The following is a 25,888-nucleotide window of genomic DNA, read 5'->3' as shown; positions in this document are numbered from 1 at the left end:
TCCCATAGCTATAAAATTTTTAAAAGCTAGGTGACAATTTCATCTAGCTTTTTCTTTTAAAAGTAAAACATAGAGGCAAATACTATGACATTAACAGATACGCAAAAAGAAATTATTGCAAAAGCTAGTAAAAAAGATCTCAATGGCTGGCACTACTTATCAGTTCAGGGAGATCCCTATGAAATTGGCTTTCAACATGGCTATCTTTTAACTGATGAGTTCAGGGATGCAATTCGTGTTTACACACATATGACTCTTGAACTATATGGAATGGATTATTCATTCTTTGTTCAGGAAGCTGTTAAATTGCATAAAAATAAGATTTCTGAAGAATACCTAGAAGAAATGCAAGGGATGGCTGATGGCTTTACAGCAAATGGCTTTGAAACTAGCCTTGACGACATTATCGGCTGGAACGATTGGATGGAGTTAACCGGCTATTGGTGGCCACAAGTTGCAGCTAACTACTCAAACAATCCACCTCAAGGTCCACGCGGATCACACTGCTCTGGTTTTGTTGCAACTGGATCTGCTACGCGGGATGGAAAACCTGTCATTGCTCACGAAAGTTTTGACGATTTTTGGAGTGGACAATACTTCAACGTTTGCGAAGAAGTTCACCCAACTAATGGTCATGCCTTTAAGATGCAAACCGTTCCTGGCTACATCGATTCAATGACCGACTTTTACGTAACAGATGCAGGTCTTGGCATTACTGAAACCACTATTGCTGGATTTGTTGGTTATGATGTAAACGGGATGCCAGAATTTATCCGGGCTCGTAAAGCTACTCAATATGCTAATAATATTGAACAATGGGTAAAACTAGTCAATGAAGGGAATAACGGTGGCTACGCTAATATTTGGCTTCTTTGCAATATTAATACCGGTGAAATTGCCCGTTATGAACAAGGATTAAAGAATCAAGAATTACTAGAATCAACTGATGGTTTCTACTATGGCTGCAATGCTTGTCATAATCCTCGAATTCGCAATCTTGAGTGTGTCGACAACGGCTATAATGATACTCGTCAGCAAACTGGTGCTCGCCGGGCTCGCTTTGAGCAATTATTGCCAGAAGTATCAGGCACAATTGACGATTCAGTAGCTAAAAAGATTTTAGCTGATAAATATGATCCATATCTTGGTTATCAATGTGCTTCTTCACGTAATATTTGTGCTCACTATGATGTTGACCCACAATATTATGCTGATGATCCACATGGTGTATGGAATGTTCCATTCTTCCCAGGTGGCTCATGCGATGGTAAATGCGCAGATGCTACTGATATTCAAAACTTGAATATGTGGGGCATCTTTGGCAGAGCCGATGGCGAGCCATTTGATGCAAAAGACTTTATGAAGCAACATCCAGAATGGAACTGGCAAAAAGGTTATCTGTATGACAGACCAAGTCAACCTTGGACATTATTTGACTAAATAAATTTCTATTAACTTAATCAGAAATATAATTATAAAACTACTCACACAAATAGGGTTAAGCATTTACGCTTAACCCTATTTTTTTTACTATTTATTTATCGTTTGCTTAATCTTTTCAAACACAAATTGCATGACAGCAACCCAAGTTAAGGCAATTGCAACGGAGCCACAAACATCTGATGGATAGTGAGCATATACGTACACTCTAGAAATCATTACGATGACTAACCAAACAATTAAAAGAAAATCAATCCAAAAACGTTTAGTTCTATCCTTCAAGACAACTGGTAAAAGAACCATAATAATCCAGATTACAATCATCCCCATACCTAAGGTATGACCACTCGGAAAACTAAATCCATCATCAACTGCCAAGTGTTGTACTGGACGTGCTCTTTGAATTAAATGCTTAATTACCCAACCTACTGCATCCCCAGTAATCATTGTTAAAACCAAGTTAGTCGCAAGAGGACGTTGTTTTCTAAACCATAGAATTACGGCAATTAAAACCATCCAAACCAAATCAACCTTGGTATCAGCTAAAAACGTAATCTTTAGCATTAGCCCTTTTAAATTAGGCACAATATGAACTAATCCTTCAAAGAAATTATCAAAGGCATTAATCCAACCTAAATGCAAAATAATTGAAATAGCAAGGATTAAACTGATTGGTAATCCCCAATATATTGCTTTTGCGTATTTTTTCATTTTTACTCCTATTTCCATTAATGTTTTTTATTATTTTACCACTTAATTTATCATATATGATTTTTACATACGCTTTCACACCATAAATGAACTTTTTAGTGTATAATTGTAAAAGAAAAGGAGCTAGTGAGTGCGAGTCACTAACTCCAATCGTAACTTAAGATGACTTTTGAGTTTAGCTAATCCTTGTGATTAGCTTTTTTTATTATTGCGTAAGCTTTTGCGATACGTATGGCACATGTTCCAAGAGCACCTAAGATAATACTTACCGCAATAGCGAAAGATATCACTCGTCAATCTAACTCTCCAGTCCACCCAGTTTTGCATGAGCTTCCACCTCCGTAACTTAAATGCTTGAGGGGCGTATAGCCATGCTAAAGTTACTAAGCTCTAGCAGGAGCTACCTGCTATATTTGAACCTGGATTATATTTTACTAAAGATTAAGCCTTAAATGTAGCTTATATATTAAAAGAAAGCAGTTTTGTTTCTGCTTTCTTTTTTCTTTAATTCATTTCTATCTCTTTCGACTTTTTCCTACTCTTTCGATAATTCATCACATCATTATTACCCCAGCAGTTCTCATACTTAAAACCAGTAAGATCTTCTACTACTTTCTTAGTTTCTGGGGTAACTTCTCTCATTGAACCACCATTACGTAATCTCTTAATTTCATTCAAAATAATCGTATGATTTTCAACATTTAATTTACAAATATAAGAAAAAGCAATTCCTAACAATAACAAGCAAATTGGGACAGCTATATATAAAATCATCAACGCATTTACTGTTGTAGCTGACTGAATTTTTGCGCCTGGTTTAAATCCAGTAACTTGCAAAACAACACCTACAATTAAGGTGAACAGAGAATCTAAAACCGTATCTAAAGTTGTATTAATACCTGCAAATTCACCTTCTCGACGCTTCGAAGTTACCATCTCGTCAATATCTGGAATAAAAGTAAAAATATATTGTGATGAATTAACAACTCCAGTAATACCGAAGTTTAATGCAATCATTGCCACAATCCACCATAAACTTAAATGTGCTGGTCTAAAGATAGCCAAGCATCCGATGAACAAAAAGACAGCAATTCCTGCCCAGGCACCGATACGATATGAGAGCATCCCATTTGTCTTGCTCTGCAACCACATAAAGAATAGTAAAAACAAAATACCAAAGAAGAAACCAACACTAGTTGAGACCGCAACATCCGATGGCGTTAATAACAATACAAAAATAATAAAGTAAGTATTAATGTCACCACGAATTGTTCTAAAAAGTTCTTCACTCTGCCACATTAATACATAAGTCCAATAAGATCTATTCTTGATTGCACTGAAGAAATTCCAAAAAATATTAACTAATCTCTCCCACAATCCTAGTTTATTATTTTCAAGAATAGTTGATTCATCGACTGGTCTTTCATAAACGGAATTATAGAAAATAATCAGCATAATAGTACCGATAATGTCATAAATAATTGCTGCAATTACAAAACTTTTTAGATTGTTTTGACCGCAAAGCTTAAAAATCCAAGCAATGAATAAAGAACCAAAGATACCAGCAATTGCACTCCCCGCTTGATTAAAGCCAACTAATTGTGCTCTTTGCCCAGAACTTTCTGACATTTCTGAAGTCAAAGTTAATTGAGAGGTAGAAAGCATTGGTGTTACAAGGAAATACAGCATAAAGAAAATGAAATAAAATGGCGTTGTTAATCCTGGTATCCACATCACGATATAAGTAATCGCCTTAAGTGGTACGCCAATTAGAAACATTGATTTGCGTCTACCGTGTTTACGTCCAAATTTTGTTTGATATAAACGATCTGAAAAATAGCCATAAATTGGTGTAATAATTGCTCCAATAATTTTGGCTGTCGTAAACATCAAAGTTACAGTAACAATTGGCACTTTCAAAAATGTAGTGTAGTAATACATCAACCATGTTGTGACCAAGGTCATCATAATATTAGACATTTGAAATGCCGAAAACCCTAATTTACGCCACATAGGGATCTTTGCATTTTCTCCGCCTATTGCTAATTTTTGCAATTTTATCTTTTTTTTATTCATTGCTTTTACACTCCTCTCCTAACTGGATTGCGTCATACATTAAATATCCATCAGTAGTAAAACTAATAGTATTAACTTGATTTTGCTTTAGTTGATTATAAGTAATCAGCACTATTATCAGATGATATCTTCCACTCTTTAAGGCTGAACGATATGCAGCCCGATCATTTTCAAATCTTTCAGAAAAAATCTTTTTTCCATTTAAATTGATATTAATCAGGACCCCATTTCCTTGATCCATTTGTTTTTGCGTTGCTCCTGCTAACGCAACCTTAAGTAATAAATTTTTATTAGATAAATTATTAGAAGAAAATTCAATATTCCATTTCCCACTATCATTTTGGAGATAATACCAGTCATCATTTTTATCAATCCGATATGTTAAATTGTTAGGCACTAATTCTTGCCAAACATAATTACGTAGCTGATCACTATACTTAAATCCATCGGTTGTGTGTGAAGGATAACCAATTTGCCAAATAGATTTTGTAGATGGATGAATTTCAAATTCTCCTAAATCAATCTTTCTTTGATTGATTGAAATATCTTTTATCAATAAATGTTCATCAAGATCTGTACCATCTAAAGCGTAAGCATATAAGGAATAGCTATCTGGTCGAATATTTTTTAAACTAAATTTTCCATTTTTATCTGTCTCAACGTAATAGGTATTAGAATTTTGTTGCTCGATAAATGTCTTTTTATCCTTAGTATTACTAATCAAAATAATTTCATATTTTTTAGAAACAGCTGAACTAATCTGACCAACAACATCGCTTAACTCTAACGGATAATCTAGATCATCCAACCAGGAATATGGCCAAGCCTGTTTTTCTTTCTTGCTTCTTTTTACTACATCTTCAAATGAGCCATTATTTAAATAGAGACACCATGGTCCATACATTTTCTTAAAGTCAGTTGGCAGAACATTCAGTCCCTTACCAAAATGTTCACTAAATAAGTAATTCAAGATTAATCCATCATAATGAATCATAAGATCTTGATTTAACGGGCCTGAACCATAAAAAGATTTATTTGGTGTAATTAGCCATGCACCAAAATTATTTCCTGCTTGTCCCCAGAAATCTGTATCTTTATAGTAACCAGCATAATCATATTTGGAATAAATCTGACTGTTTGAAAATAAAGCTCCCCGCTTCATCCTATAAGTTTCATCTTGGAATTTTTTACCTCTCAGCATTTCCTTTGATGAAGGTTGTCTGCCGAATCGAACTCCATTAGTACTCCAATTAAACAAGCCTTGATTAAAACGATAAACAGTTCTTAATTCATTTACTTTCAAGGGATGATCAGTATTGTTCCATGCCTTAACATACGAATAAATGCCAGAATCGTTATTTTTCAAAATAATATGATATTCAATTCCAAGTTCACTTTTTGAATCAATAAACGCCACATGAATCATCTGATCATTATTTTCAATAGTTTTTGTTTGATCAATATGCATATGTCTTGTTTTTCCATCCATATGATAATCGCAATAGAAACTATAATTTTTATCGCGATCATGAGGTTCACCTGCTAAGTCTTCTAAGACATTTTTTCCTTTATACAGTAGCTTTGTGACATAGCCTTGTTTAGTGAAAGTTATTTGTACTTCATTATTGCTTAAAGATAATTCTTTATTACTATCTTCTATGTGGTCTTTTAATTTAGATAACATGGCATTTTCTCCTAATAAAAAAGCCAAACATAATATGATTGGCTTTTATATATAATTAAAATATTACTTTATAAAACATGATGTCGTTCCTGCCCAGGAGTTGTTTGAAACATCTTTTTATACTGTTGAATAAAGTAAGAAATATTCGAGTAGCCAACTAACGAGGCTATTTCATCAATACTAATCTCTGGCTTAAAATCTACCAGTGTCTTAGCCATTCTCAAGCGAAAACGTGTTAAATATTCCATTGGAGTAACCTCAACTTCGGCTTTAAATAATCTTACAGTGTGAGGGATAGAATAACCACTAAGTGATGCAAGCATCTCATTACTTATTTTTTCTTGATAATGAAGTCTAATGTACTCAATAATTTTATTGACTATTTTACTTTGCGAAAAATCCAATTCATTAATATAGGCATTACGCTTTAAATACATCAAAAATGTATAAATTAAGGTAGATTGTTCTAATGAAGATAAATAATCATACGTTGTAAATGACTTGTAATTATTCTCAATAAAATTCTCCAGATTTTTATCAAGATCCTGATAAATTTGAAATTCATTTAAGTCAAGAAATGATGCCATGGAATCAATCATTGTTCCTTCAAAAGTTAAAAATGATGTTATCCAAATTTGATCTGTATCAGGATAGCAAGAATAGGGAGTATATGGTCTCATTAGGAAACCTTGATGGGGAGATAATTTGATTATTTTTTGACCGATTTTTATAAAACCAGTACCTTTATCTGTTTGAAGCCAATGATAATATCTGAATCCATGAGGACGATAAACTTTATGTTGTACCCACTTTAATCCGATATCATAAAACTTTAGTGGATATTCGCTTTCTGAAGAATTGAATTTTATACTCATCTTATCTACGCTTTTCATCTATAGTTACAATTTAATTGTAGCATAAGATGTATTCGCTTACATTTTATTTGAAAAAGAAGTCTCTAATTTCATCACCTAATCGAGGAATAAATTCATGTCCATATTCTGGAGCCAAATAAATCTTCTTTTTAGACGTAATCCGATTAAAAGCAGCCATTTGTGTTTCAGGAGGGACCTGTTTATCCGAACCACCCATTTCCCACAACACTTGAGCTTTTATTTTATCAGCAAAGAATTTAACATCGATATAATCTAAAAGATTAAATAGATCTTTTTCTTTTTTATGAAGAGGATCGCGATAATGAAACCAATAAGATAATTCACCAAAAGCTGTCGTTGGTCCATACTGATATGCTTTTCGATAGTCTGATAAAAATGGATACGCAACTTGAACTTTATAAGTTTCTGGTACTAAGCCTGCACATGCTAGTGCTAAACCACCACCTTGTGAAATTCCTTTAATGAATATTTTCTTTTCATCAACATGAGTCATATTCATGAGAATGTTTGCAGCTTGGTAAGTATCTAAAAACTGGCGATAAAAGTATAGTTTCTCTGGATTCCACTCTTCAACGCCACGTATAATTAGTCCATTCATAATATCTCCTTTTACAGAAACATTATCCTCAGATAAACCTCCTTGTCCGCGACAATCTAAAGCAAGAACAATAAATCCTTCAGCTGCCCAACCAACTTTATCTTCAAAATCACCTGCACTACAATGATAACCATGAAAGTACAATAGTCCAGCATGCTTACCAATTAATTTTTTAGGGGCAATTAGCTGAGCATGAATTTTGGCTCCACCGATTCCATAAAAATATAAATGATAAAAATCTACAATATTTGAAGGCTCACTTACTTTTTGCAGTTCATAATCAAAACCTATTTCGTCTACTTTTCTTTTCCCTTGATTCCAAATCTTGTCAAAATCTTTTGGTCTTTCACCGACTCCCTTATAATTTTTATACTTATCTAAATTAGTTAACATAATCATTTGCTTTCACTCAGAAAGGTATTTCCTACATTTTTAGCAAATTCAACAAATTTTTCTGGCCAATTTGTTACGCAAGGAACAATATCGTGACCACTTTTATGGGCTGTTTCAATAGTCCCCAAACTTAATCCATGACCACCTTCTGGATAAATGGTCAAATCAAATTTAACATCATTTTGTTTCAAAGCATTCGCAAACATTAAGCTATTATTTACAGGTACAACATCATCTGTTGCTGTATGCCAAATGAAACTTGGTGGGGTAAATCTATCTACATGCAACTCTAAAGATACTTCATTTAAATACTCAATTTCATTTGCTTTGTCTTTACCTAGCAAATTAACAATTGATCCACGGTGAGCATACTTACCTGCTGTAATTACAGGGTAACCAAGCAATAATCCATTAGGTTTAATTCCTTCGGCTTGATAACCATATTTTTGCAGAAAATCAGTATGCCAATAAACTCCTAAGCTAGCCGCCAAATGACCTCCAGCAGAAAATCCCGCTACCCAAATAGCATCTGGATCAATATGAAATTCTTTAGCATTTTTTCTAACATATTCTATTGCAGTGCTTAGTTCAGTTAAGGCTATTGGAAAATGGGCTGGCGTTAGGCTATAGTTCAATACAAAAGACTGAAATCCATAAGACATCATCTTAATTGCAATTGGCTCACCTTCTCGATCAGCAATTTCTTCATAGCCACCACCTGGGCAAATAATAATTGCTGGTCTCTTCCTGCCTTGAGCACATTTCTCTGTGTTTTGAATATAGCAATCTAATACTGCTTTTTCAGAAAGTGGTGAGTTTATTTTTTGTGAAAAATATCTCATTTTATCTCTTCTCTATTCTTTATTAGTCTTATTAACCACCTTTAATTTTGCGGATACTTTCTCTAATTCTTTTTTACTTAATGGATACCAGAAAGTTAAGATCAAAGCACCAATCATTAATAAAACAAATGGAACTAATGTTGCCAAAGCGTAAATTCCTCTTAGAACCTCTGGTGATTGTGTCAAACTACCAGTTGTTGATGCCTTATAACCAATTGCTGTCAAAATTGCACCACTAAAGAATGAATTCAAAGTTTGTGCAATTTTACGTCCAAACATATTTACACTATAAATAGTCCCGTCTTCACGCATCCCTGAAACATATTGATGGTAGTCAATAACGTCAGTCATAAAGGCCCAAGTCATAATATTAAACATAGAGAAACATAATGTAGTAAAGAAACTTAAAACTAAGTAAAGCCATACATTATGGATTTGCATAATGTAAACAACTAAATACAAAATTGACGACATAAATAAGGCAATTGAAACAATCTTTTTCTTACCAAATTTTGAAGCTAATGGTTTTGCAAAGAATGAAAGAACAATAGTATTGGCATAGTTAAACAATAATGCAATTGATAAAGCTTGCTTACTTTGGAAGTAAGTTGAAAACATATAAGTAGTTAAGAATGATGAAAAACTCGTTGATAAAACAATGACAATTTCTGCTGCTAAGAATGAAATTAGTGCACGGTCCTTAAATAATGAAGCGGCTAGTTTTCCACCCTTAACAGGATTTTTATGTTCAACCACAACTCTTTCAGTAGTTAAGGTGTACATAATTGTGTAGCAGATCATTGCTAATACAAAACAACCAATAGCACAGTAGAATAAACGAGTACCAGATAAAATTTGCTGTCCTGTCTTAGAGGTCGTATAAACAAGATATGGTAAAACAAATCCTGTACCACCAGCACCAATAGCAGAACCTACACTACGATAAATTGAAAGAGACGTTCTATCATCTGGATCAGAACTAATAGCAGCAGCTAAAGATCCATAAGGGATATTAAATGCAGATAAACAAGCAATATAGAAAATACTTGCACATGAAATATATGTAATCTTTGCTCCCATTGACCAACTTTGAATAAACGGCATATAGATTAGCAAAACTGACAATCCTAATGCCCACTTCATTGATTTAATCCAAGGATGAAAACGACCTTTCTTTCCTAAATGACGTTTATCTGCCATTCTACCAACGGCTAAATCAGTAAATGCACCAACAATTGTTGTAACCGATAAGATTGTCCCGCTAATAACTGGCGAAATTCCCAAAACGTTAGTAAAGTAAATTGATTCAAATGAGGCTAAAATACCCATTAAAAAGGTAGTACCTACATCACCAAAAGCGTAACCAATTTTATCTCTTAAACCAAACTTAGGTATTGGTTTTCCACCATTAACTTTTACAGCCAACGGCTGTTGATCACTCATTGCATCCATTTTTATTTCCTCTCTTTCTTAATTTTAAAAATTCGATATGTATATGGTTCAAATTTATGTAATCCTACACTTATTTTTTCATTATTTTCGTTAAGTATATTTTCTTTATCTACTCGTATATTCCTACTTTTATCAGACATATTGGCAATAAATATATACACGAAGTCATCATTTTCTCGTTCATATTTATAGATACCATCGTCCATTTGTTCAATAATTTGCTCACTGTTTGTTTTAATATATTTATCAATTACATAATCCCAAAAACAACTTTTCATACAATCTTCTGGCATTCCGCCTATATAGATTACATTTTTATTTTGATAAGTAATTGATCGGTTTCCGGCAACTGGTGCAATTGTTCTTACATCCTTCATTTCATGATCGGTATCAAATAAAGTTACTAAACCACTAAATCTATCCTCTTTTTTATCTACTTGAACTCTAGCCGCAGTTTTATCCTCACTAGAAAGATATTGGACGACATTTTTTACACCTAGCCAAATTCCTAGTTGCCCTAACCCGTTATCATTATTATGCCAATTTCCTTCAACCGTTCTATCTCCTGTTAAAGGTCCTAAAATTAATTCACCTCCGTTCTCAGAAAAGTACTTAAATTTATTTAATAAATCTTGGTCAACTGACCGAATATACGGAGCAATAATGCAATTAAACTCACTAAAATCAGCATTTGGTTGAATTACTTCAACTGATATTCCAAGTCTTGTAATTGCTTCATATACTTCCGTAAACGTTGGACGATATTGATATATTCCACCCGATTCTGTATTCATCTTACGTTTAGTTTCATCAGAATAAATTATTGCTACTTTTGCTTTTCGAACCGTAGTTTCTTTTAATATTGGTTTTATTCTGTTTAAAATCTGTTCACCTTTTAAGACATCCTCATAACCAAGATCTGGTGTTCCTGCTTGTGTAACAACTGCGCTGTGCGTTTGTTCAACACCAACACGTTGCCCACGATAAGGCCAATACAAAATCGAATTTAACCCTGCTGCATATCCTAAAAATACCTCTACAGGTAAATATCCTTTAGAGTAAGGTGGAACATAATTACCTATATATCCAACATGTGAAGTACACGTTTCTAGCAAATAAAAGTTACTAGTATCTTTTACATTTCTAAACAAATCAAGATTAATTGGAAAGTTCCAGTATTGATCAAACCTTGGATAAGTATCGTAGCCTGCGATATCCAGCTGATTAAATAATTCAAAGTTATTCAAGTTAAAGTTCATCGACGAATTATGAGTTATTGGAATTTTTGTATTATCAATTAATATTTGAATTATTCCAGAAGCAAAATCATTAACTGTATCAGCAGTAAAATCAGCAAAAGCATTTTCTAATCCGGTATTATGAGTAAATGGCGTTTTAGTCGGCATTACTACCGAATCGAAATTAGGATATCTTTCACTCCATAAATTTGTTCCCCAAGACTTGTTTAGATTTTCAATTATTCCGTATTTTTCTTTTAACCATCTCGGCCATAATTTCTTACACGATTCACAAAAACACTGGTCTACATGACATTTAAATTCATTATCAATTTGAATAGCAACAATGTTGTCAAAATCATTAGCAACTGCTGCAATTTTTTTAGTTAGTTGATAAACTTTTTTTCTAAAAACCAAATTATTCGTACAAACATGTTGTCTTGATCCATGTTCATCAACTTGACCATCTTTATTAACCACTCGTGCTTCAGGATAATGTAATGTAAACCATCTTGGAGGCGTTGGGGAAGGGATTCCCAAGATCACTTTAAGATGATGTCTCTTTAATTTCTCTAATAAGTTTCGAAGATATTCCATATCATAGTGGTTTTCTTCTGGTTCTAATTTACTCCAGAAAAATTCACCAATTCGAACCGTATTAAAACCAATTTTTTCCATATGGTCCATATCTTCTTCATTGATTTCATCACTCCATACTTCAGGATAAATTGAGGCCCCATATAAGTATTGAGAGCGATTAGGTTTAATAAATTTACGATATAACCAAGTAGAAATAAAATTTTCAAATAATTGTTGCTTTACACCTGACTTGATTTGCTGTTCATTATCTCTATATTTAACGGGTTCTAAATCACTCTGTTTTCTGACATCGCTTAAATACCATGAATTAAGAAAACTGTATACATCTAAAACCGGTAATCTATTTTTCCAGGCTAGATTATGAATAGCCATTCCATCGGAATCTTTATCGAAATAATTTCGATAATAATTAAAATAACGATACTCTGTTGCGAGAGCGACTTTAACTTTTTTCTTCAAGAAATAACTAACTTGAGCTTTTATCTCACCTCTTACATATTCTGGGTTAAATAAATGACCTAATCCTAGGATAACAACATCATCTTGATTAATATCAGTTTGTTTCCATTTGTCACCTTTATACGTTAAACTCTTTATTTCAAAATTACTTGAGGGAGAAAATTTTTGTTTAATTAGATTTGAAATATGCGATGGATTTATCACAATATTGTCATTGTTCTGAATAAAATAAAATTTCAAATTTTTCTCTCCTTTCTCAAAAAAATTTTTTAGTGTTCAATTATCATTGATATCTTTTATATCAAAGCGCTTTCATTGATATCTATGGTTATTATCTATCATATTGATTCATATAAATACCAGAACTTAATCAAATAAATGTTGTGATTTGATCATTTTTATATTTACAATTTCTTTTAACCGCATAATAAAAAAGCTAAGCATCCCGCAAAAAACAGCGGTAAGCTTAGCTTTTTACATTTAATTAATAGAACAACAAATTAATTTAATAAATCATTAAACACAATTACTTTTTAGTATCACCTTCCATTTCTTTTTTATATTGAAGGTTATCTTCAATTTTGAAAAATGGGTAATATACAAAAAATGAAATTATAAAAATTACAATCTGTAAGATAGCACCAGAAATGCCGCCAGTCATTATATAACCACCAATAATCATTGGGGTTGTACCAGGAGGTAATACTCCGATAGGTTTACCTACAATTCCAAATTGCATAGATAAATAGGTAATAGTAACTGTAATAATAGGCATTAATAAAAATGGAATCCACATAATTGGGTTAAAAACTATCGGGAAACCGAATAATACTGGTTCGTTTATATTGAAAATACTTGGAGCCAGACTTAATCTTCCAAGTTTTTTATATTGCTGACTTTTTGCAAAGAATGCCATAGCAATAACCAATCCTAAAGTTGCACCAGATCCACCAACAAATATAATATATCTAAATTCTGCAGAAGCGATATTTTTAACGGCATGACCTGCAGCCAAAGCAGCAGCGTTTTGGCTAGTTAATGAGAGCCAAATAGGTAACATTACGGAATTAGCAATAATTGATCCATGTAATCCTATGCACCACAACAAGTTAATTATTAAAAATACTGCCAGAGTTCCCCAAAAACTTGTTCCTAATTTAGTTAATGGTTGTGCAATTATACTTTGAATTAAGTTCTGAACGTTTTTATAAGGTGTTATTTCTACAATTAATCTAATTATCCAAATAACAATAACTGCAAAAAATCCAGGTATGATTGAATTAAAGGACTTCGCTACGGCTGGAGGAACACCATCTGGCATTTTTATTACAATATTTTTCTTAACTATAAAATGATAAACTTCAGTTGAAATTATTGCCATAATTAATCCTACAAATAGACCTGCACTACTAAAATAATTTGTGTTAATCACTGTAGTTGGATTATTAGCTATTTTTACAGCATTAGTTGGTATTACTAAAAAATACGCTGCTAATGATATCAATCCTGAACTTATACCATCAACTTTATAGCTCTCTCCTAACTTATATCCCATTCCAAATGTTGCAATCAATGCAACAATATTAAATGTTGCGTTATATGGATATAACAATGCTTGTTGAATTTGAGGATGTGCTTTTAAAAAGGAAAGATATGCTGGTATTGGAAAATCAGCCAATATCAAAAATATTGAACCAATAATAATAAATGGTATTGTTAAAACCATAGCATCTCTAAGAGCAGATAAGTGTTTCTCACTAGCTATCTTATTGGCTTTAGGTATTACTTTAGTTTGTAAAACACTCATAAACTTGTTCATAATAACACCTCATTACTCAATTGACTCTCCATTAGTTTTTATTACATTTTTATACCAATAAAATGATTTTTTTCTTTTTCTTTTTAAACTCCCCGTTCCATCATTTTCTTTATCTACATAAATAAAACCATAACGTTTTTTCATTTCACCAGTACCAACAGACACTAAATCTATAGGTCCCCAAGAAGTATAACCAATTACTTTTACTTGATCCTCAATGATCGCTTTCATCATTTCTTTAATATGATCATTTAAAAATTGAATTCTATAATCATCATTAATATCTCCACTCTCATCTTTTTTATCAATTGCTCCTAAACCATTTTCAACTATAAAGAGCGGCAATTGATATCGATCATACAACTGATTTAACGACAATCTTAGTCCAATAGGATCAATATCCCATCCCCACGATGTTTTTTTGACATAAGGATTACCATCAAGTTTCTCAACTTTGTCTTTTGAATTCATTTTTACCACTGAAGAAAAGTAATATGAAAACGAAATAAAGTCCACCGTTCCAGTTTTTAACGCATATAAATCTTCTTTTTTAAAATCGAACGTTAAATTTTCTTCTTTCCAGATTGACCTGCAAACGTTTGAATAGTATCCTCTACACATAACATCTGTATAATAAAAATCATTTTTCATGAATTTTTGTCTTGCCAGCATATCCTTTGGACGACAAGTAGCAGTATATGTTAGTGGCCATTGGACCATACATCCGATTTTATTGTTAGGATTAATCTCATGTCCCAATTTTACGGCTTTGGCGCTTGCCACCATCATGTTATGGCTTACTAAAATTTTAGTTTTAAATCGATTTTCATTGTCGTTAAAGAGAATTCCAGCCTGATGGTATGGCTCATTTTGATTAAGAATCTCATTTATTTCGTTGAAAGTTACCCAATAAGAAACATATTTATCATATCTTTCAAATACTACACGACAATATCGCAAAAAGAATTCTATTAATTTTTCGTTTCTCCATGACCCATATTTTTGTACTAAATTTAATGGGGTTTCATAATGTGATAACGTAACTACAGGCTCAATATTATATCTTTTTAGTTCTTTAAATATCTTGTCATAAAATTCTAATCCAGCTATATTAGGTTCTAATTCATCACCATTAGGAAATATTCTCGCCCACGAAATAGACATTCTGTAACATTTAAATCCCATTTCTGCAAACAGTTTAATATCTTCTTTATAATGATGATAAAAATCGATTCCCTCATGACTGGGATAATAAATATCTTTTAATGGCTTAGAATCTACTTTTCTAATATGCTTATCATTAGCTACTCTCTCTACATCAGCTATGTTCAGTCCCTTTCCATCAGCCAAATATGCTCCTTCAATTTGATTAGCCGCTGTAGCTCCTCCCCAAAGAAATGTATTATCTAATTTCATACCGTTCCCTCCTTACATTTTTAATTTATAGTCTTTTGATAGCGCATACAATGCCAAAAGGCATAAAAGGAATTTTGTTCTAACAATTCTTCCTTTTATGCCTTATTTTTTAAAACATAGTTTCAATATTAAATATTTAATTATGCTTCTACTATTTTTTATTATCAATAATCGAATTACTAGATCTTCTATCTTTCTCTAATGACATTGCTAGATTCATCTTAGTTTCATAAAAATGCTCAAAGTCATTTTGAAAAATTAATGAATACAAAACATCTAACACATAACTCACTGATAAATGAATGCTATAATCCCCAATATTTTTATAAAGAGATTCTTTGGTAGAAATATATAAAGTTTCATCACAAATCTTTGTTAGATCATTTTCTCCAATTGAAGTAATAGCAATAGTAGGTATATTATTTTTCCTGCATTGTTTCGCTATAAGTAAGCTATTATTCGTTTCCCCAGAGTAAGAAATTATAATAGCTATATCGCCGGCCTGCATAATTTCTGCTTCATACAATTGATAATTCAAATTAGAAGAAATCATAACCTTCTTTCCAATTTTCATCATCTTTTCTTTAAAGGAATAGGCTTGATTCAAATAAGTACCATAGGAAAAAATATGAATTTCCTCACTTTCGCTACAAATTTTACGACAACGAAGAAGTGTTCTCATATCTACTACTTTTTCAGTATCTTTAATCGTCTCAATATATAAATCAGTTATTTTAGACATAACTTCGCGTGCTGTATCTTCTCTTCTAAATGGAAAATTTACGTCTACATTTTGAAACTGCAAATTAAAATATTTAACTTCATTTAAAAACTTATTTTTAAAATCACTAAAACCAGTAAAGCCTAGCTTATGACATAATCTAATAATTGTAGATGGTGAAGTATATGTTTTTTCTGCAACTGTTCTTACTGTATCTTTCTCTATATTTTCATCAGCTTTTAAAAGATAATTTGCAACAACTTTTTCATTATTACTCATATTCTTTTTTTCTCTAAGTTGATCTTTAATAAGCATGATTCTAACTCCTTTCTTAGTATTAAATATATTTTAACCAATATAATTTGAATACGCTTAATTGAAAAATATTCGATGTAAGGACAATAAAAAAGCTAAGCCTCCCGCAAAAAACAGCGAGTAAACTTAGCTTTTTCTATCAAAATTTATAATTTAATCAAAAATATCTAACTCTAAGTCTTCAACAATATCCTTCAATAACTCTAATCCAGCAACACTATTGCCAGCCTTATCAAGTACAGGGCTAAAAATCCCAATTCCATATTTATGTGGAGCTGCTGACATTAAACCACCACCAACCCCACTCTTAGTTGGCACGCCAATTAAACGCGAATAGGTTCCTGATTGATTATAAAGACCCGTTGTCATCATCAGCGATTTAACACATCTAGCCTCTTCATCAGAAATAATCCGCTTGTTATCCCATGGCTTCACCCCACCATTTGCCAAAACGGCACCTAAATTAGCCAAAGAATGAGCTGTAACCATCATTGAGCACTGCTTAAAATACGTATCAAGGCTAGTTACCACATCTCCAAGCATCATATTTTTAGATTCCATATAATATGCAAGTGACCGGTCGAGATTACCAGTCCGTCTTTCAGAATGATAAATAATTTGATCTAAATAAAGATTAGGATCATTACAAATATCACGGGCAAATGATAAGATTTCCTCAAATGCTCCTTCTCCGGTCTTACTTACTACCATCGATGTTGTGGCAATAGCGCCGGCGTTAATAAACGGATTCAGTGGATATTTTACCTTTTCAATCTCCATATTAAGAATTGAATTAAAGGCAAAACCGGTTTGACGAAATTCAACATGCTTAAATACTTCTTGGATCCCCATCTTCTTTATAGCAAGCATCAAGGTAATTACTTTTGAAATACTCTCGATTGCAAATCGAACTTCACTTTGCCCAGCTTCACCGATTTCGCCATCATCTAAATCATAAAGCGCTACTCCTAATTGCTTAGGGTTAACTTCTGCTAAGGCAGGAATATAACTTGCAACTTTACCTTCTTTTTCCTTAGCTAAATTTTTCTGAACTAATTGCTCTAATTGAATCATAGCTATTTCTTTTCTATGAAAAACACACTCTCACTTTAAGCATAGATGATTCAATTGATTAGGTGAAATATTTGAGATTACAAAATAAAATATCAGCGATAACATGCACCGCTGATATTTTATTTTTTTACCAAAAACCAATTATTTTAGTCCAAAGCAGACCGCCGCCAAGCCATACAATATTCAAAAAGACACCGAAAATTGCGGACAATTTCCACCAATCTGATGATTTTACATATCCTGTAGTTGAAAGAAGTGCAGCTGGTCCAGCTGAATAAGGAGTCGTTGAACAAAAGATCGACCCTGCAAAGCCTAGCATTAATCCCGCCATTAGCTTTGGAACACCAGCTCCAAGTGCAATTGATAGAAAACCTGCTAAAACGGCTGAACTTTGCGTAGTAATAGATGGGAACATATAGTGAATATAGAAGTAAACCAAGAATAGAATTACTAAGACCCAAACCCAGTTAACGCCATGAAGCATTAGACCTAATTCCTTTGAGAACCAAGGGAAAAATCCTAATTTCATTAATTTCTGTGACATAAGCATCACAATTGATAGCCATACAATCAAGCTCCAAGCACCCTTTTGATCCATCATATCTTTAACAGTAATGACACCAGAAATCAGTAAAATTGAAACTGCGATAAAACCAACTAAAGTTGCATCAATTCCGATACTTGATCCTAATAACCATAAAAGTAGTGCCAAAACAAATACGCAAGCCATGATCTTTTCAGCAGGCGTCATTTTCCCCATTTCTTCAAGCTTCTTACTTGCCCATGCATTAGCATTAGGTGTTTCTTTAACTTCTGGTGGATAAATTTTATATAAAATAAATGGTACTAAAATCAGAGAAATAAGACCTGGAACAATTGCTGCTAAAAACCATTGCATCCATGAGACAGTAATTCCTTGCGTTTTTGCAATACCCAAGGCAACCATATTTCCAGCTAATCCAGTTAAAAACATGGTTGAAGTTACAATATTTACCTCGTATTCGTTAAAAATTAAATACGATCCTAACTTTCTTTGTGTTCCTTCTTTTGGATCTGACCCCATTTGTCTAGATAAGGCGTCAATAATTGGATACATAATACCATTAACACGTGCAATATTGCTTGGAATGGCAATCGCCATTAAGGTTTCAACCGTTGAAAGTGAATAAGCTAAGCCAATTGTTCTTTTACCAAAAGACCTAATAAATAGATAAGCAACACGTTTACCCAATCCTGATCTAATAAATCCAGCAGACATGAACAAGCACATTGCAATTAACCAAACAGTCGTATTCCCAAAAGATGCAGATACTTCTTTAATATTAAAAATATGAAGTAGCGTACCAATTGTAACAGCAACCAAAGTAGAACCAACCATCGGTAATGGTTTAGTAATACATGCCACGATTGTAGCAATAAATAAGGCAAATAAATGCCATGCAATTGGTGTTATTGCAGCCGGTCTAAAAGGTGTAATGATCCACAATACACATCCAATAATTACTGGAAGTATAAATCCCTTCCAATTTACTTTTGCTAACATTTGTATATCTTCTCCCCTAACCAAAGCTATTTGCTTTTACGAGCGTTCTCTATTGCTTGTTTAACAGCATCTTTAAATGCTCTACTAGTTGTACTTGCACCAGAAACTGAGTCCACGTCAGCAGAATTATGGTCGAGCATTTCTTGGGTCAATTTTGGTATTGCCTGACCACCCAAATCGCCAGATTCTTTTTCTTGAAGCGTTTCGATATTCTTTAAGTTTTGATTTTCATCTAAAGTTACACGAACAACAATTGGAAGATCATTAATCCCTTGATCGCTTGACCCAATTCCTTGATTTTTACCAGCTTCAAAATGCATCTTAACTTGATGTGCATCACTCTTTAAATCTTCATGAACTTGACTTGCGCTAGTAACAGCATCTGAAAGATCTACGTTATTCTTTATTTTTGCTGCATTAGTTCCAGCAATCTTTCCTGAAATTAATAAATCAGCAATTGAATTGGCCCCTAAATACTTAGTGGCAAAAATGTCTCCTAATTCTCCGGCTTCATATAAATTAGGAATTGCCTTTCCATCAAGTCCAATTACTTCACATTTAGAATTTCTCTGTGCACCACCATGTGTATGCAAAATATTATGACGAACAGGAATTGCATAGTATGGGCCTTCTTTTAAAGATCTCATAGTTTCAATTTTTCTGTTCAAAAACATATCTCGTTTTTTCACATCAGTTAAGAAATTAAAGTCTTCAACTGCATGCTTTAAATATGGCGCATCAATTTTTTTAGATAATTTTTCAATTGAATCAGCTTTAATTGCATATGAAATCAATTCTTTAATTTGATCTGCCTTAGCTGACTGATCGTTAGAAAGCTGCTCATATTGAGCTTGATCCATAATGATATGTGGATGATTTTGATTAGGAATCATAACCCAATTTCCATGATTGTACTTGTAGCCATGACGATCTTCTTCATCTTCTCTAAAGTAACGAGTTCCATCATCCCCTGCCACAAAAATTGACCCATTAAATAAGCTCTTCCAATTAATCATGTAAGCAAATTTTTCTCGTGGTTCATTTTGTCTAAGTGATAAGCCATGTGAATCGTAGTTAGACATATGCCATAATCGCGCACCTGCTTCAACAGCAAGATCAATTCCCTTACCACGGTTATACAAAGTACCAATTGGCGCAAGCGAGCCTTGACCTAAAAAGTCTTGAATCATACTTTGATTATTTTCAAAACCGCCTAGACTTAAGACAACTCCTCTTTTAGCAGCAACATTTACTTCTCTATTATTTCGCTTAATAACAGCACCCATTACTGTATTAGTTTCTGGATCTTGAATTAAGTGCTCTGCTGGCGATTCAAACCAAATATCAATTTTGTCTAATCGATCAAAAACTTGCTTACGAAGCAATTTCCAAAATCCGCCATTGTACATCCCTTTAGTCATACTTTGAGACTGCATAGAAGCTGCATCTTTATATTCTGGATATTCTCCATTTGGTCTTCTACCCGTTGGTTGAGCTTCAATTCCAAAATACTTTTTTGAATACTCCTTCATTTGCATTACATTTTTGATAAAGGTATCTAAAGCTTCTTCATCATACTCAAATGGATAATAGGTCTGCTTATAGTATTCTTTCAGTTGATCGAAATTTGATCCCCAAGCAAAAGCACCGCCAGCATATCTAGTATTACCACCTTCGCTTCCTTCAGGAGCAGCATCAATCAAAAGAACTTTTGCATTATTATCAGCAGCAAAACGCGCTGCACCTGCTCCGGCGCCACCAAAACCAATTACAATTACATCATATGTGGCATCCCAAGATACTTTCGTCTTATACACCATATGCTCTTCTCCTCACAAACTTGTTTCATCCTTTACACATAGCAATTTATATCTCTTTATAAACTTTTTCTAGTGGGTAATTGTGAATAAAATTGAACTACTCAACTCTATAAAACCGCATATATCATAGCTTCCTTGCAATTGTGAAAAATGTAACTTATAATTAAAAAAGATTAGTTTATAAAAAATATTTATAAAAGAGATAATAATATGAACGATAAGGATCTATTATATTTTTGCAAATTAGTTGAAACGCAGAACTATACCGCGACTGCTAATTCATTCAACGTTACACAACCGACAATTTCGATGGCGATCAAGCGACTTCAAAATAGATTTGATGATCCCTTGATTTTTCAAAAGAATCGCAAAAGTAAAATTACACTCTCACCCGCAGGTGAATTACTTTATCAGAAAGCCAAATATCTTTTAAAAGAAATGGCAAGTATCGATTACGACGTTAAACACGCCAATATTAAAAAAATTAGAGTAGCTTTTTCTGGGATTGCTGGTAGTATTTATATTCCTGAAATTATAGAAAAATTTTATAAAGAAGATATTGTTAACCTGTTAGATGCTCGCTTAGAAAGAAGTGCGACTGCATTTAAAGATTTAAATAATGGCGATGTAGACGTTGCTATCTATTCTTGGATGGTGCCAATCAACGATCCTGCCTATTTTATCCGTAATTTAGATAGAACAGAGTTAGTTATCATTACCGGTAAAGATGATCCTTGGAAAAATAAAAAAGTCATTGATGCCCAGGAATTAAGAAACCGCAAGTTTGTGGCCAGACAAAAAGGTTACTTAACCAGAGAATGTTTGGAAGAAGAGGCAAAGCTCGGCGATTTTACTCCAAACATTTTATACACGGCTCGAACAATGAAGCTAATGATCGATTTAGTTAAAAGAAACGTTGGTATTGCTCTAGCAATGGAGAATTCCGTTAAAGAGGAAAAGGATCTCCACATAATTCGTCTTCGTTCAGGACAAAAACTCTGGGCGTACATGCAAATTGCAATGAGAAAAAGTTTTATTCCCAATAAATATCAAAAACAAGGAATTGACATTCTTCGGAAGTTCCATCTAAATTAAACAAAACCAACTAAGCACTGAATGCTTGGCTGGTTTTTACCTGCACGTTTACTTGAACTTAATATATACTTTTAAACTTTTCCATCAAAAAAACTAAGTACTTTTATTCAGTACTTAGTTTTTTCAAATGCTTATTTTTAATCAATAGAAGGAATTTCTCGAGTTTCAGCTAATTTCTTATACCAATATGCACTCTTTTTAGCATAACGCTTCTGCGTCTTAAAATCGACATAGAATAAGCCATAACGCTTAGAATAACCGTTTGTCCAAGAGAACATGTCTTGCAATGACCAGACAAAGTAACCATGAACTGGAATGCCAGCTTCAATTGCCTTAGCTACCTGTTCCATATGCTGCTTTAGATAATCAATTCTTGGAGTATCATCAATAATCTTATCTTCTCCTTCAAACTTATCCTTATAACCCATTCCGTTTTCAGTGATATAGATTGAATGAACTAAAGGATAATCATCGTAAACACGCTTCAATTGATCATACATCCCTTGTGGATAAATGATCCAATCCCAGTCAGTTGCTGGTAAGTCCTTAGGGTGAATTTCTTCACCAACGCCTTTCATACGGTTGACATCAGTTCCCTTTTCACCAGTACCGTTATGAATGATTTCGGTGTCTCCATGATATTCTTTCATAAACTTCGAGAAGTAATAGTTAACTCCCACAAAGTCTAATTGTTTTGCAGCTTTAAGAAGTACTTTTTCATCTTCTGGCTTGATGTCAATCATTTGTTGACCATTAGCATCAATAATCTCTTTTACTAAAGCAAGCGTATGCTTAGAATACTTACCAGCTAACGTTCCATCAAGATAAAACTTATTTTCTAAAACGTCTTTTAATTCAGCAGCATGCTTGTCACCTTCGCTGTCTGTTGCTGGATAAACAGTTTGAAGAGCATGAACAATACCAATTTGGCCAGTATAGCCTGCTTCTTTATAAGCATTAACAATTCGGGCATGAACTAGATTCTGGTTATATTCAGCTTTAAAACACTTATCAAGTTGATCCTTGTATGCAGGAGGGAATGTTCCACCAACATATTGTTGACCAGCCATTGATGTAGGTTCGTTAATGGTAATCCAGTATCTAACTTCGCCAGCATACTCCTTAAAGCAGAACTTAGCATATTCAACAAAAGCATCTAACATTTCTTGTGATAGCCAGCCGCCCTTGTCTTGTAAGGCTTGTGGTGTATCAAAGTGATGAAGCGTTACGAAAGGTTCTACGCCTTCTTCATGACATTTCTTAAATAACTTGTGGTAGTATTCAACACCTCTTGGCTCAATTCTTCCTTCACCTTCAGGGAAAATTCTTGCCCAGTCAATTGAAACTCTAATTGCGTTAATGTGAAACTTTTTACATAATTCTAAGTCTTCTGGATAACGGTGGTAAAAATCACAAGCTGGATCTGGATTAATTGTTCCTTGTTCACGCAAGTACTTATCCCAGATTACTTCACCTTTACCATCTTCTTTTGTTGCACCTTCACATTGGTAAGCAGCAGTTGCACCGCCAAAGTAAAATCCTTTTGGAAATTTAAATTCTTTCATTAATTTTTACCTCAATTATTTATCTTCATTCTTGCCTTCAAGGCTATCAACAACAAACTTAAATGCTAAATCAGGTTTTTGAGTTAATTCAATGTACTGACGTCCAGTAGTAGTGACTAATTTAGAACCGTCATGATCAGCAATTTCTTTCAAGTTATCCTTCATACTATCCATCTGTGGAGCCAAAATAATTAAGTCCATATCATGAATAATATCCATGTGTTGACCATAAGCACGAGCTGCTGCGTGAAGTGGCAAATTACGTTCTTTAGCCATCTTGTTTAAGGCCTTAGCTAAGATACCTGAAGTACCACCACCGGCACAGATAACCATTACGTTAGTATCTTTGGTAATACCTTCTTTAGCTTCTTTGTCAGTAGCTGCAAGACTAGCAGTTGAATCATCAGTAGCAGTAGCTACGCCAGAAGCTTGTTCTGCAGCAAGCTTAGCTTGTTCTTGTTTGTATAAGTCATTGTCATAGAATTTAAAGAATGGAAGCCAAATTAAAGTATCAACAACTAAAGTTAAAATTACATAAACAAATGATAAACCAGCAAAACCAGAAGATACGATAATACCAATTGGAGCTGGAACAGTCCAAGGTAAAGTGTTGTATAAAGCGTTCATGTGAAGAACTTGAACAAAGAATTTATAAGCACAGACATTGAACATTGGTGTTACCAAAAATGGAATGAAGAATACTGGGTTCATGATAATTGGAGCACCAAACAAAATAGGTTCGTTAACTGAGAAACATCCAGGAATAACGGCGGCTTTACCAGCAGCCTTGTTTTGAGCTGATTTAGCTAAAAGTAAGAAGATGAATGGAACTACGAAAGTTGATCCAGTACCACCCATGTTTATAACGTAGTCTTGACAGTTAATAGTTAAAGCATGGCTTGCTTGCATTCCTGCATGAACTAATTGTTGGTTTAAGCCAACGTTAGTAGTCTCAATTGCAGCTACGGCTGGTGCAACAATTGAAGGACCTTGTACACCAACGAACCAGAAGAATGCCATCGCACCAGCAACTAATGCTAAACCACCATAAGTATCACTTGCGTGGAATAATGGTGAAAGAACCTTTACTACACATTCTGATAAATTTGCACCAAAGAGTTGGTTTAAAATAATTTGAACTATCCAGAACAATGCAACTGAGAAAGTCATTGGGAAAATGTCTTTAAAAGTTTGAGCAATGTTTTGTGGTACAACATCAGGCATTTTAATAGTTACATTGTTCTTAACACATGCATAGTAAATATTAGGTACGATCAAACCAACAATATATGAAGCGATTAATCCTTGCGTACCTAAGTAAGTTAAATCTAATCCATTTTTACCAACTTTAATAGCAATAATAATGAATGAAATTTCAGCAGCCAAGATAACGTTCATTGGATTAATCTGGTTTGTCTTAGGAAGCTTTAAGTTCTTATAATCAGTTAAATTCTTCGCACAAGTTGCAGTTACATATAAAGCAAGCAAGCCCATTGAATAGCTATAAGGCAAAACCAATGCGTTTTCTACTGCCTTTGGCCAATAAAATCCCCATGCGTTTGGTACATATGCAATCAGCGTAAACAAACTTGAAAACAAAATAATTGGCATGGCAGCAATAAAGCCGTCACGAACTGCTGAAACATATGGATTAGCCGCTATTTTTTCGAATTTTGGCTTCATTTTATCCATTGCTTTGGTAAAACCATTCATCTTTTCTTCCTCCTCATCCTAAGTTTAAAAATCATTTATTTTTAAACTACTTATTCAATACTATTTCCTTCGAGCTTATTTACTCGTTCATAAAGGTTAATAATTGTCCTCATCTGATCCTTTAAAAGCATTGTGGTCATCAATGTATCTTGTCCATGGACCATAATGAAGGTTACATCCATATCATCTCCTCCAGCTTCTTTACTCAAGAGCTTAGTCTGTTCATTGTGAGCTAAGTTGATTGATTCCTCCGCCTTCTTAACAAGTTCTTTTGCTTCAGTAATCTTTCCTTCACTAGCTTTATCCATTGCCTGCATTAAGTAAGTTCTTGCATCCCCTGAATATGCAACAATTGAAAAACCAGTCATTGAAATATCTTTTTTAGTAATTTGATTTTCTGCGTCCATTTTTATTCTCC

Annotated in this window: 19 protein-coding genes; 2 read left to right on the top strand and 17 right to left on the bottom strand. The window is 33.4% G+C overall.

Annotation, left to right across the window (positions count from 1 at the left end; genetic code table 11):
* Nucleotides 1-84: 84 nt before the first annotated feature.
* Nucleotides 85-1,440: a C45 family autoproteolytic acyltransferase/hydrolase gene (locus tag LpgJCM5343_RS02595; protein WP_101890462.1), complete on the top strand. Its 1,356-nt coding sequence runs from the start codon at nt 85-87 to the stop codon at nt 1,438-1,440.
* Nucleotides 1,441-1,530: 90 nt separating this feature from the next.
* Here LpgJCM5343_RS02595 and LpgJCM5343_RS02590 read toward each other — a convergent pair whose 3' ends face one another.
* The 14 genes from LpgJCM5343_RS02590 to LpgJCM5343_RS02525 all read right to left on the bottom strand — a co-directional run bounded on the left by LpgJCM5343_RS02590 (nt 1,531) and on the right by LpgJCM5343_RS02525 (nt 21,097).
* A complete protein-coding gene (locus LpgJCM5343_RS02590) occupies nt 1,531-2,151 on the bottom strand; it encodes a phosphatase PAP2 family protein (protein WP_020806857.1) in 621 nt (206 codons plus the stop codon).
* A 504-nt stretch (nt 2,152-2,655) separates the two neighbouring features.
* The gene (locus tag LpgJCM5343_RS02585) at nt 2,656-4,227 is read right to left on the bottom strand and encodes an MFS transporter (RefSeq protein ID WP_101890461.1); all 1,572 of its coding nucleotides are present in this window, start codon (nt 4,225-4,227) and stop codon (nt 2,656-2,658) included.
* Complete coding sequence (locus tag LpgJCM5343_RS02580) at nt 4,220-5,911, bottom strand: polysaccharide lyase family protein (protein ID WP_113576194.1); 1,692 nt, start codon at nt 5,909-5,911, stop codon at nt 4,220-4,222. Before LpgJCM5343_RS02580 ends, LpgJCM5343_RS02585 begins: the two co-directional genes overlap by 8 nt.
* Nucleotides 5,912-5,979: 68 nt before the next feature.
* Nucleotides 5,980-6,786 carry a helix-turn-helix domain-containing protein gene (locus tag LpgJCM5343_RS02575; protein ID WP_158577502.1) on the bottom strand — a complete coding sequence of 269 codons (807 nt, stop codon included), beginning with the start codon at nt 6,784-6,786 and terminating at the stop codon, nt 5,980-5,982.
* A 64-nt stretch (nt 6,787-6,850) separates the two neighbouring features.
* The gene (locus tag LpgJCM5343_RS02570; protein WP_306419358.1) at nt 6,851-7,798 is read right to left on the bottom strand and encodes an acetylxylan esterase; all 948 of its coding nucleotides are present in this window, start codon (nt 7,796-7,798) and stop codon (nt 6,851-6,853) included.
* A 2-nt stretch (nt 7,799-7,800) separates the two neighbouring features.
* Nucleotides 7,801-8,640, bottom strand: a complete 840-nt coding sequence (locus LpgJCM5343_RS02565) for an alpha/beta hydrolase (protein WP_113576193.1) — start codon at nt 8,638-8,640, stop codon at nt 7,801-7,803.
* A gap of 12 nt (nt 8,641-8,652) precedes the next feature.
* Complete coding sequence (locus tag LpgJCM5343_RS02560; RefSeq protein WP_113532345.1) at nt 8,653-10,092, bottom strand: MFS transporter; 1,440 nt, start codon at nt 10,090-10,092, stop codon at nt 8,653-8,655.
* Nucleotides 10,093-10,094: 2 nt separating this feature from the next.
* Nucleotides 10,095-12,629: a beta-galactosidase gene (locus LpgJCM5343_RS02555; protein WP_113576192.1), complete on the bottom strand. Its 2,535-nt coding sequence runs from the start codon at nt 12,627-12,629 to the stop codon at nt 10,095-10,097.
* Nucleotides 12,630-12,915: 286 nt separating this feature from the next.
* Nucleotides 12,916-14,208 carry a PTS cellobiose transporter subunit IIC gene (celB, locus tag LpgJCM5343_RS02550; protein ID WP_003649274.1) on the bottom strand — a complete coding sequence of 431 codons (1,293 nt, stop codon included), beginning with the start codon at nt 14,206-14,208 and terminating at the stop codon, nt 12,916-12,918.
* Nucleotides 14,209-14,220: 12 nt separating this feature from the next.
* A complete protein-coding gene (locus tag LpgJCM5343_RS02545; protein WP_101890454.1) occupies nt 14,221-15,624 on the bottom strand; it encodes a family 1 glycosylhydrolase in 1,404 nt (467 codons plus the stop codon).
* A gap of 151 nt (nt 15,625-15,775) precedes the next feature.
* Nucleotides 15,776-16,660, bottom strand: a complete 885-nt coding sequence (locus LpgJCM5343_RS02540) for a MurR/RpiR family transcriptional regulator (protein ID WP_101890453.1) — start codon at nt 16,658-16,660, stop codon at nt 15,776-15,778.
* Between the two features lie 153 nt (nt 16,661-16,813).
* Nucleotides 16,814-17,734 (bottom strand): glutaminase A, encoded by a 921-nt coding sequence (glsA, locus tag LpgJCM5343_RS02535; protein ID WP_101890452.1) that lies wholly within the window; start codon nt 17,732-17,734, stop codon nt 16,814-16,816.
* 127 nt (nt 17,735-17,861) lie between these two features.
* Nucleotides 17,862-19,277, bottom strand: coding sequence for a DASS family sodium-coupled anion symporter (locus LpgJCM5343_RS02530; protein WP_003647648.1), 1,416 nt, complete (start codon nt 19,275-19,277; stop codon nt 17,862-17,864).
* Between the two features lie 26 nt (nt 19,278-19,303).
* The gene (locus LpgJCM5343_RS02525; protein WP_101890451.1) at nt 19,304-21,097 is read right to left on the bottom strand and encodes an FAD-binding protein; all 1,794 of its coding nucleotides are present in this window, start codon (nt 21,095-21,097) and stop codon (nt 19,304-19,306) included.
* Nucleotides 21,098-21,307: 210 nt separating this feature from the next.
* On the opposite strand from LpgJCM5343_RS02525, the gene LpgJCM5343_RS02520 reads away from it, so the two are divergent.
* Nucleotides 21,308-22,192, top strand: a complete 885-nt coding sequence (locus LpgJCM5343_RS02520; RefSeq protein ID WP_101890450.1) for a LysR family transcriptional regulator — start codon at nt 21,308-21,310, stop codon at nt 22,190-22,192.
* A gap of 137 nt (nt 22,193-22,329) precedes the next feature.
* Here the strand turns inward: LpgJCM5343_RS02520 and lacG are convergent, their stop codons facing one another.
* The 3 genes from lacG to LpgJCM5343_RS02505 are packed head-to-tail and all read right to left on the bottom strand — an operon-like array spanning nt 22,330 to nt 25,877.
* Nucleotides 22,330-23,757 carry a 6-phospho-beta-galactosidase gene (gene lacG, locus LpgJCM5343_RS02515; protein WP_101890449.1) on the bottom strand — a complete coding sequence of 476 codons (1,428 nt, stop codon included), beginning with the start codon at nt 23,755-23,757 and terminating at the stop codon, nt 22,330-22,332.
* A 15-nt stretch (nt 23,758-23,772) separates the two neighbouring features.
* Nucleotides 23,773-25,470 (bottom strand): lactose/cellobiose PTS transporter subunit IIB, encoded by a 1,698-nt coding sequence (locus LpgJCM5343_RS02510; protein ID WP_101890448.1) that lies wholly within the window; start codon nt 25,468-25,470, stop codon nt 23,773-23,775.
* A 50-nt stretch (nt 25,471-25,520) separates the two neighbouring features.
* The gene (locus tag LpgJCM5343_RS02505; protein WP_101890447.1) at nt 25,521-25,877 is read right to left on the bottom strand and encodes a PTS lactose/cellobiose transporter subunit IIA; all 357 of its coding nucleotides are present in this window, start codon (nt 25,875-25,877) and stop codon (nt 25,521-25,523) included.
* Nucleotides 25,878-25,888 lie beyond the last annotated feature (11 nt).

This window comes from Lactobacillus paragasseri (assembly GCF_003584685.1).
In the GTDB taxonomy this organism is placed as follows: Bacteria; Bacillota; Bacilli; order Lactobacillales; family Lactobacillaceae; genus Lactobacillus; species Lactobacillus paragasseri.
This window is presented reverse-complemented; position numbering and strand designations above follow the sequence as displayed.

What these genes read in the sequence shown, in the direction of transcription:
- LpgJCM5343_RS02560 (WP_113532345.1), bottom strand. Translation starts at nt 10,092, where the DNA reads ATGGATGCAATGAGTGATCAACAGCCGTTGGCTGTAAAAGTTAATGGT.
- LpgJCM5343_RS02520 (WP_101890450.1), top strand. Translation starts at nt 21,308, where the DNA reads ATGAACGATAAGGATCTATTATATTTTTGCAAATTAGTTGAAACGCAG.
- LpgJCM5343_RS02595 (WP_101890462.1), top strand. Translation starts at nt 85, where the DNA reads ATGACATTAACAGATACGCAAAAAGAAATTATTGCAAAAGCTAGTAAA.
- LpgJCM5343_RS02585 (WP_101890461.1), bottom strand. Translation starts at nt 4,227, where the DNA reads ATGAATAAAAAAAAGATAAAATTGCAAAAATTAGCAATAGGCGGAGAA.
- LpgJCM5343_RS02565 (WP_113576193.1), bottom strand. Translation starts at nt 8,640, where the DNA reads ATGAGATATTTTTCACAAAAAATAAACTCACCACTTTCTGAAAAAGCA.
- LpgJCM5343_RS02505 (WP_101890447.1), bottom strand. Translation starts at nt 25,877, where the DNA reads ATGGACGCAGAAAATCAAATTACTAAAAAAGATATTTCAATGACTGGT.
- LpgJCM5343_RS02590 (WP_020806857.1), bottom strand. Translation starts at nt 2,151, where the DNA reads ATGAAAAAATACGCAAAAGCAATATATTGGGGATTACCAATCAGTTTA.
- LpgJCM5343_RS02570 (WP_306419358.1), bottom strand. Translation starts at nt 7,798, where the DNA reads ATGTTAACTAATTTAGATAAGTATAAAAATTATAAGGGAGTCGGTGAA.
- LpgJCM5343_RS02580 (WP_113576194.1), bottom strand. Translation starts at nt 5,911, where the DNA reads ATGTTATCTAAATTAAAAGACCACATAGAAGATAGTAATAAAGAATTA.
- LpgJCM5343_RS02540 (WP_101890453.1), bottom strand. Translation starts at nt 16,660, where the DNA reads ATGCTTATTAAAGATCAACTTAGAGAAAAAAAGAATATGAGTAATAAT.
- celB (WP_003649274.1), bottom strand. Translation starts at nt 14,208, where the DNA reads ATGAACAAGTTTATGAGTGTTTTACAAACTAAAGTAATACCTAAAGCC.
- LpgJCM5343_RS02545 (WP_101890454.1), bottom strand. Translation starts at nt 15,624, where the DNA reads ATGAAATTAGATAATACATTTCTTTGGGGAGGAGCTACAGCGGCTAAT.
- glsA (WP_101890452.1), bottom strand. Translation starts at nt 17,734, where the DNA reads ATGATTCAATTAGAGCAATTAGTTCAGAAAAATTTAGCTAAGGAAAAA.
- LpgJCM5343_RS02525 (WP_101890451.1), bottom strand. Translation starts at nt 21,097, where the DNA reads ATGGTGTATAAGACGAAAGTATCTTGGGATGCCACATATGATGTAATT.
- lacG (WP_101890449.1), bottom strand. Translation starts at nt 23,757, where the DNA reads ATGAAAGAATTTAAATTTCCAAAAGGATTTTACTTTGGCGGTGCAACT.
- LpgJCM5343_RS02510 (WP_101890448.1), bottom strand. Translation starts at nt 25,470, where the DNA reads ATGAATGGTTTTACCAAAGCAATGGATAAAATGAAGCCAAAATTCGAA.
- LpgJCM5343_RS02530 (WP_003647648.1), bottom strand. Translation starts at nt 19,277, where the DNA reads ATGTTAGCAAAAGTAAATTGGAAGGGATTTATACTTCCAGTAATTATT.
- LpgJCM5343_RS02575 (WP_158577502.1), bottom strand. Translation starts at nt 6,786, where the DNA reads ATGAGTATAAAATTCAATTCTTCAGAAAGCGAATATCCACTAAAGTTT.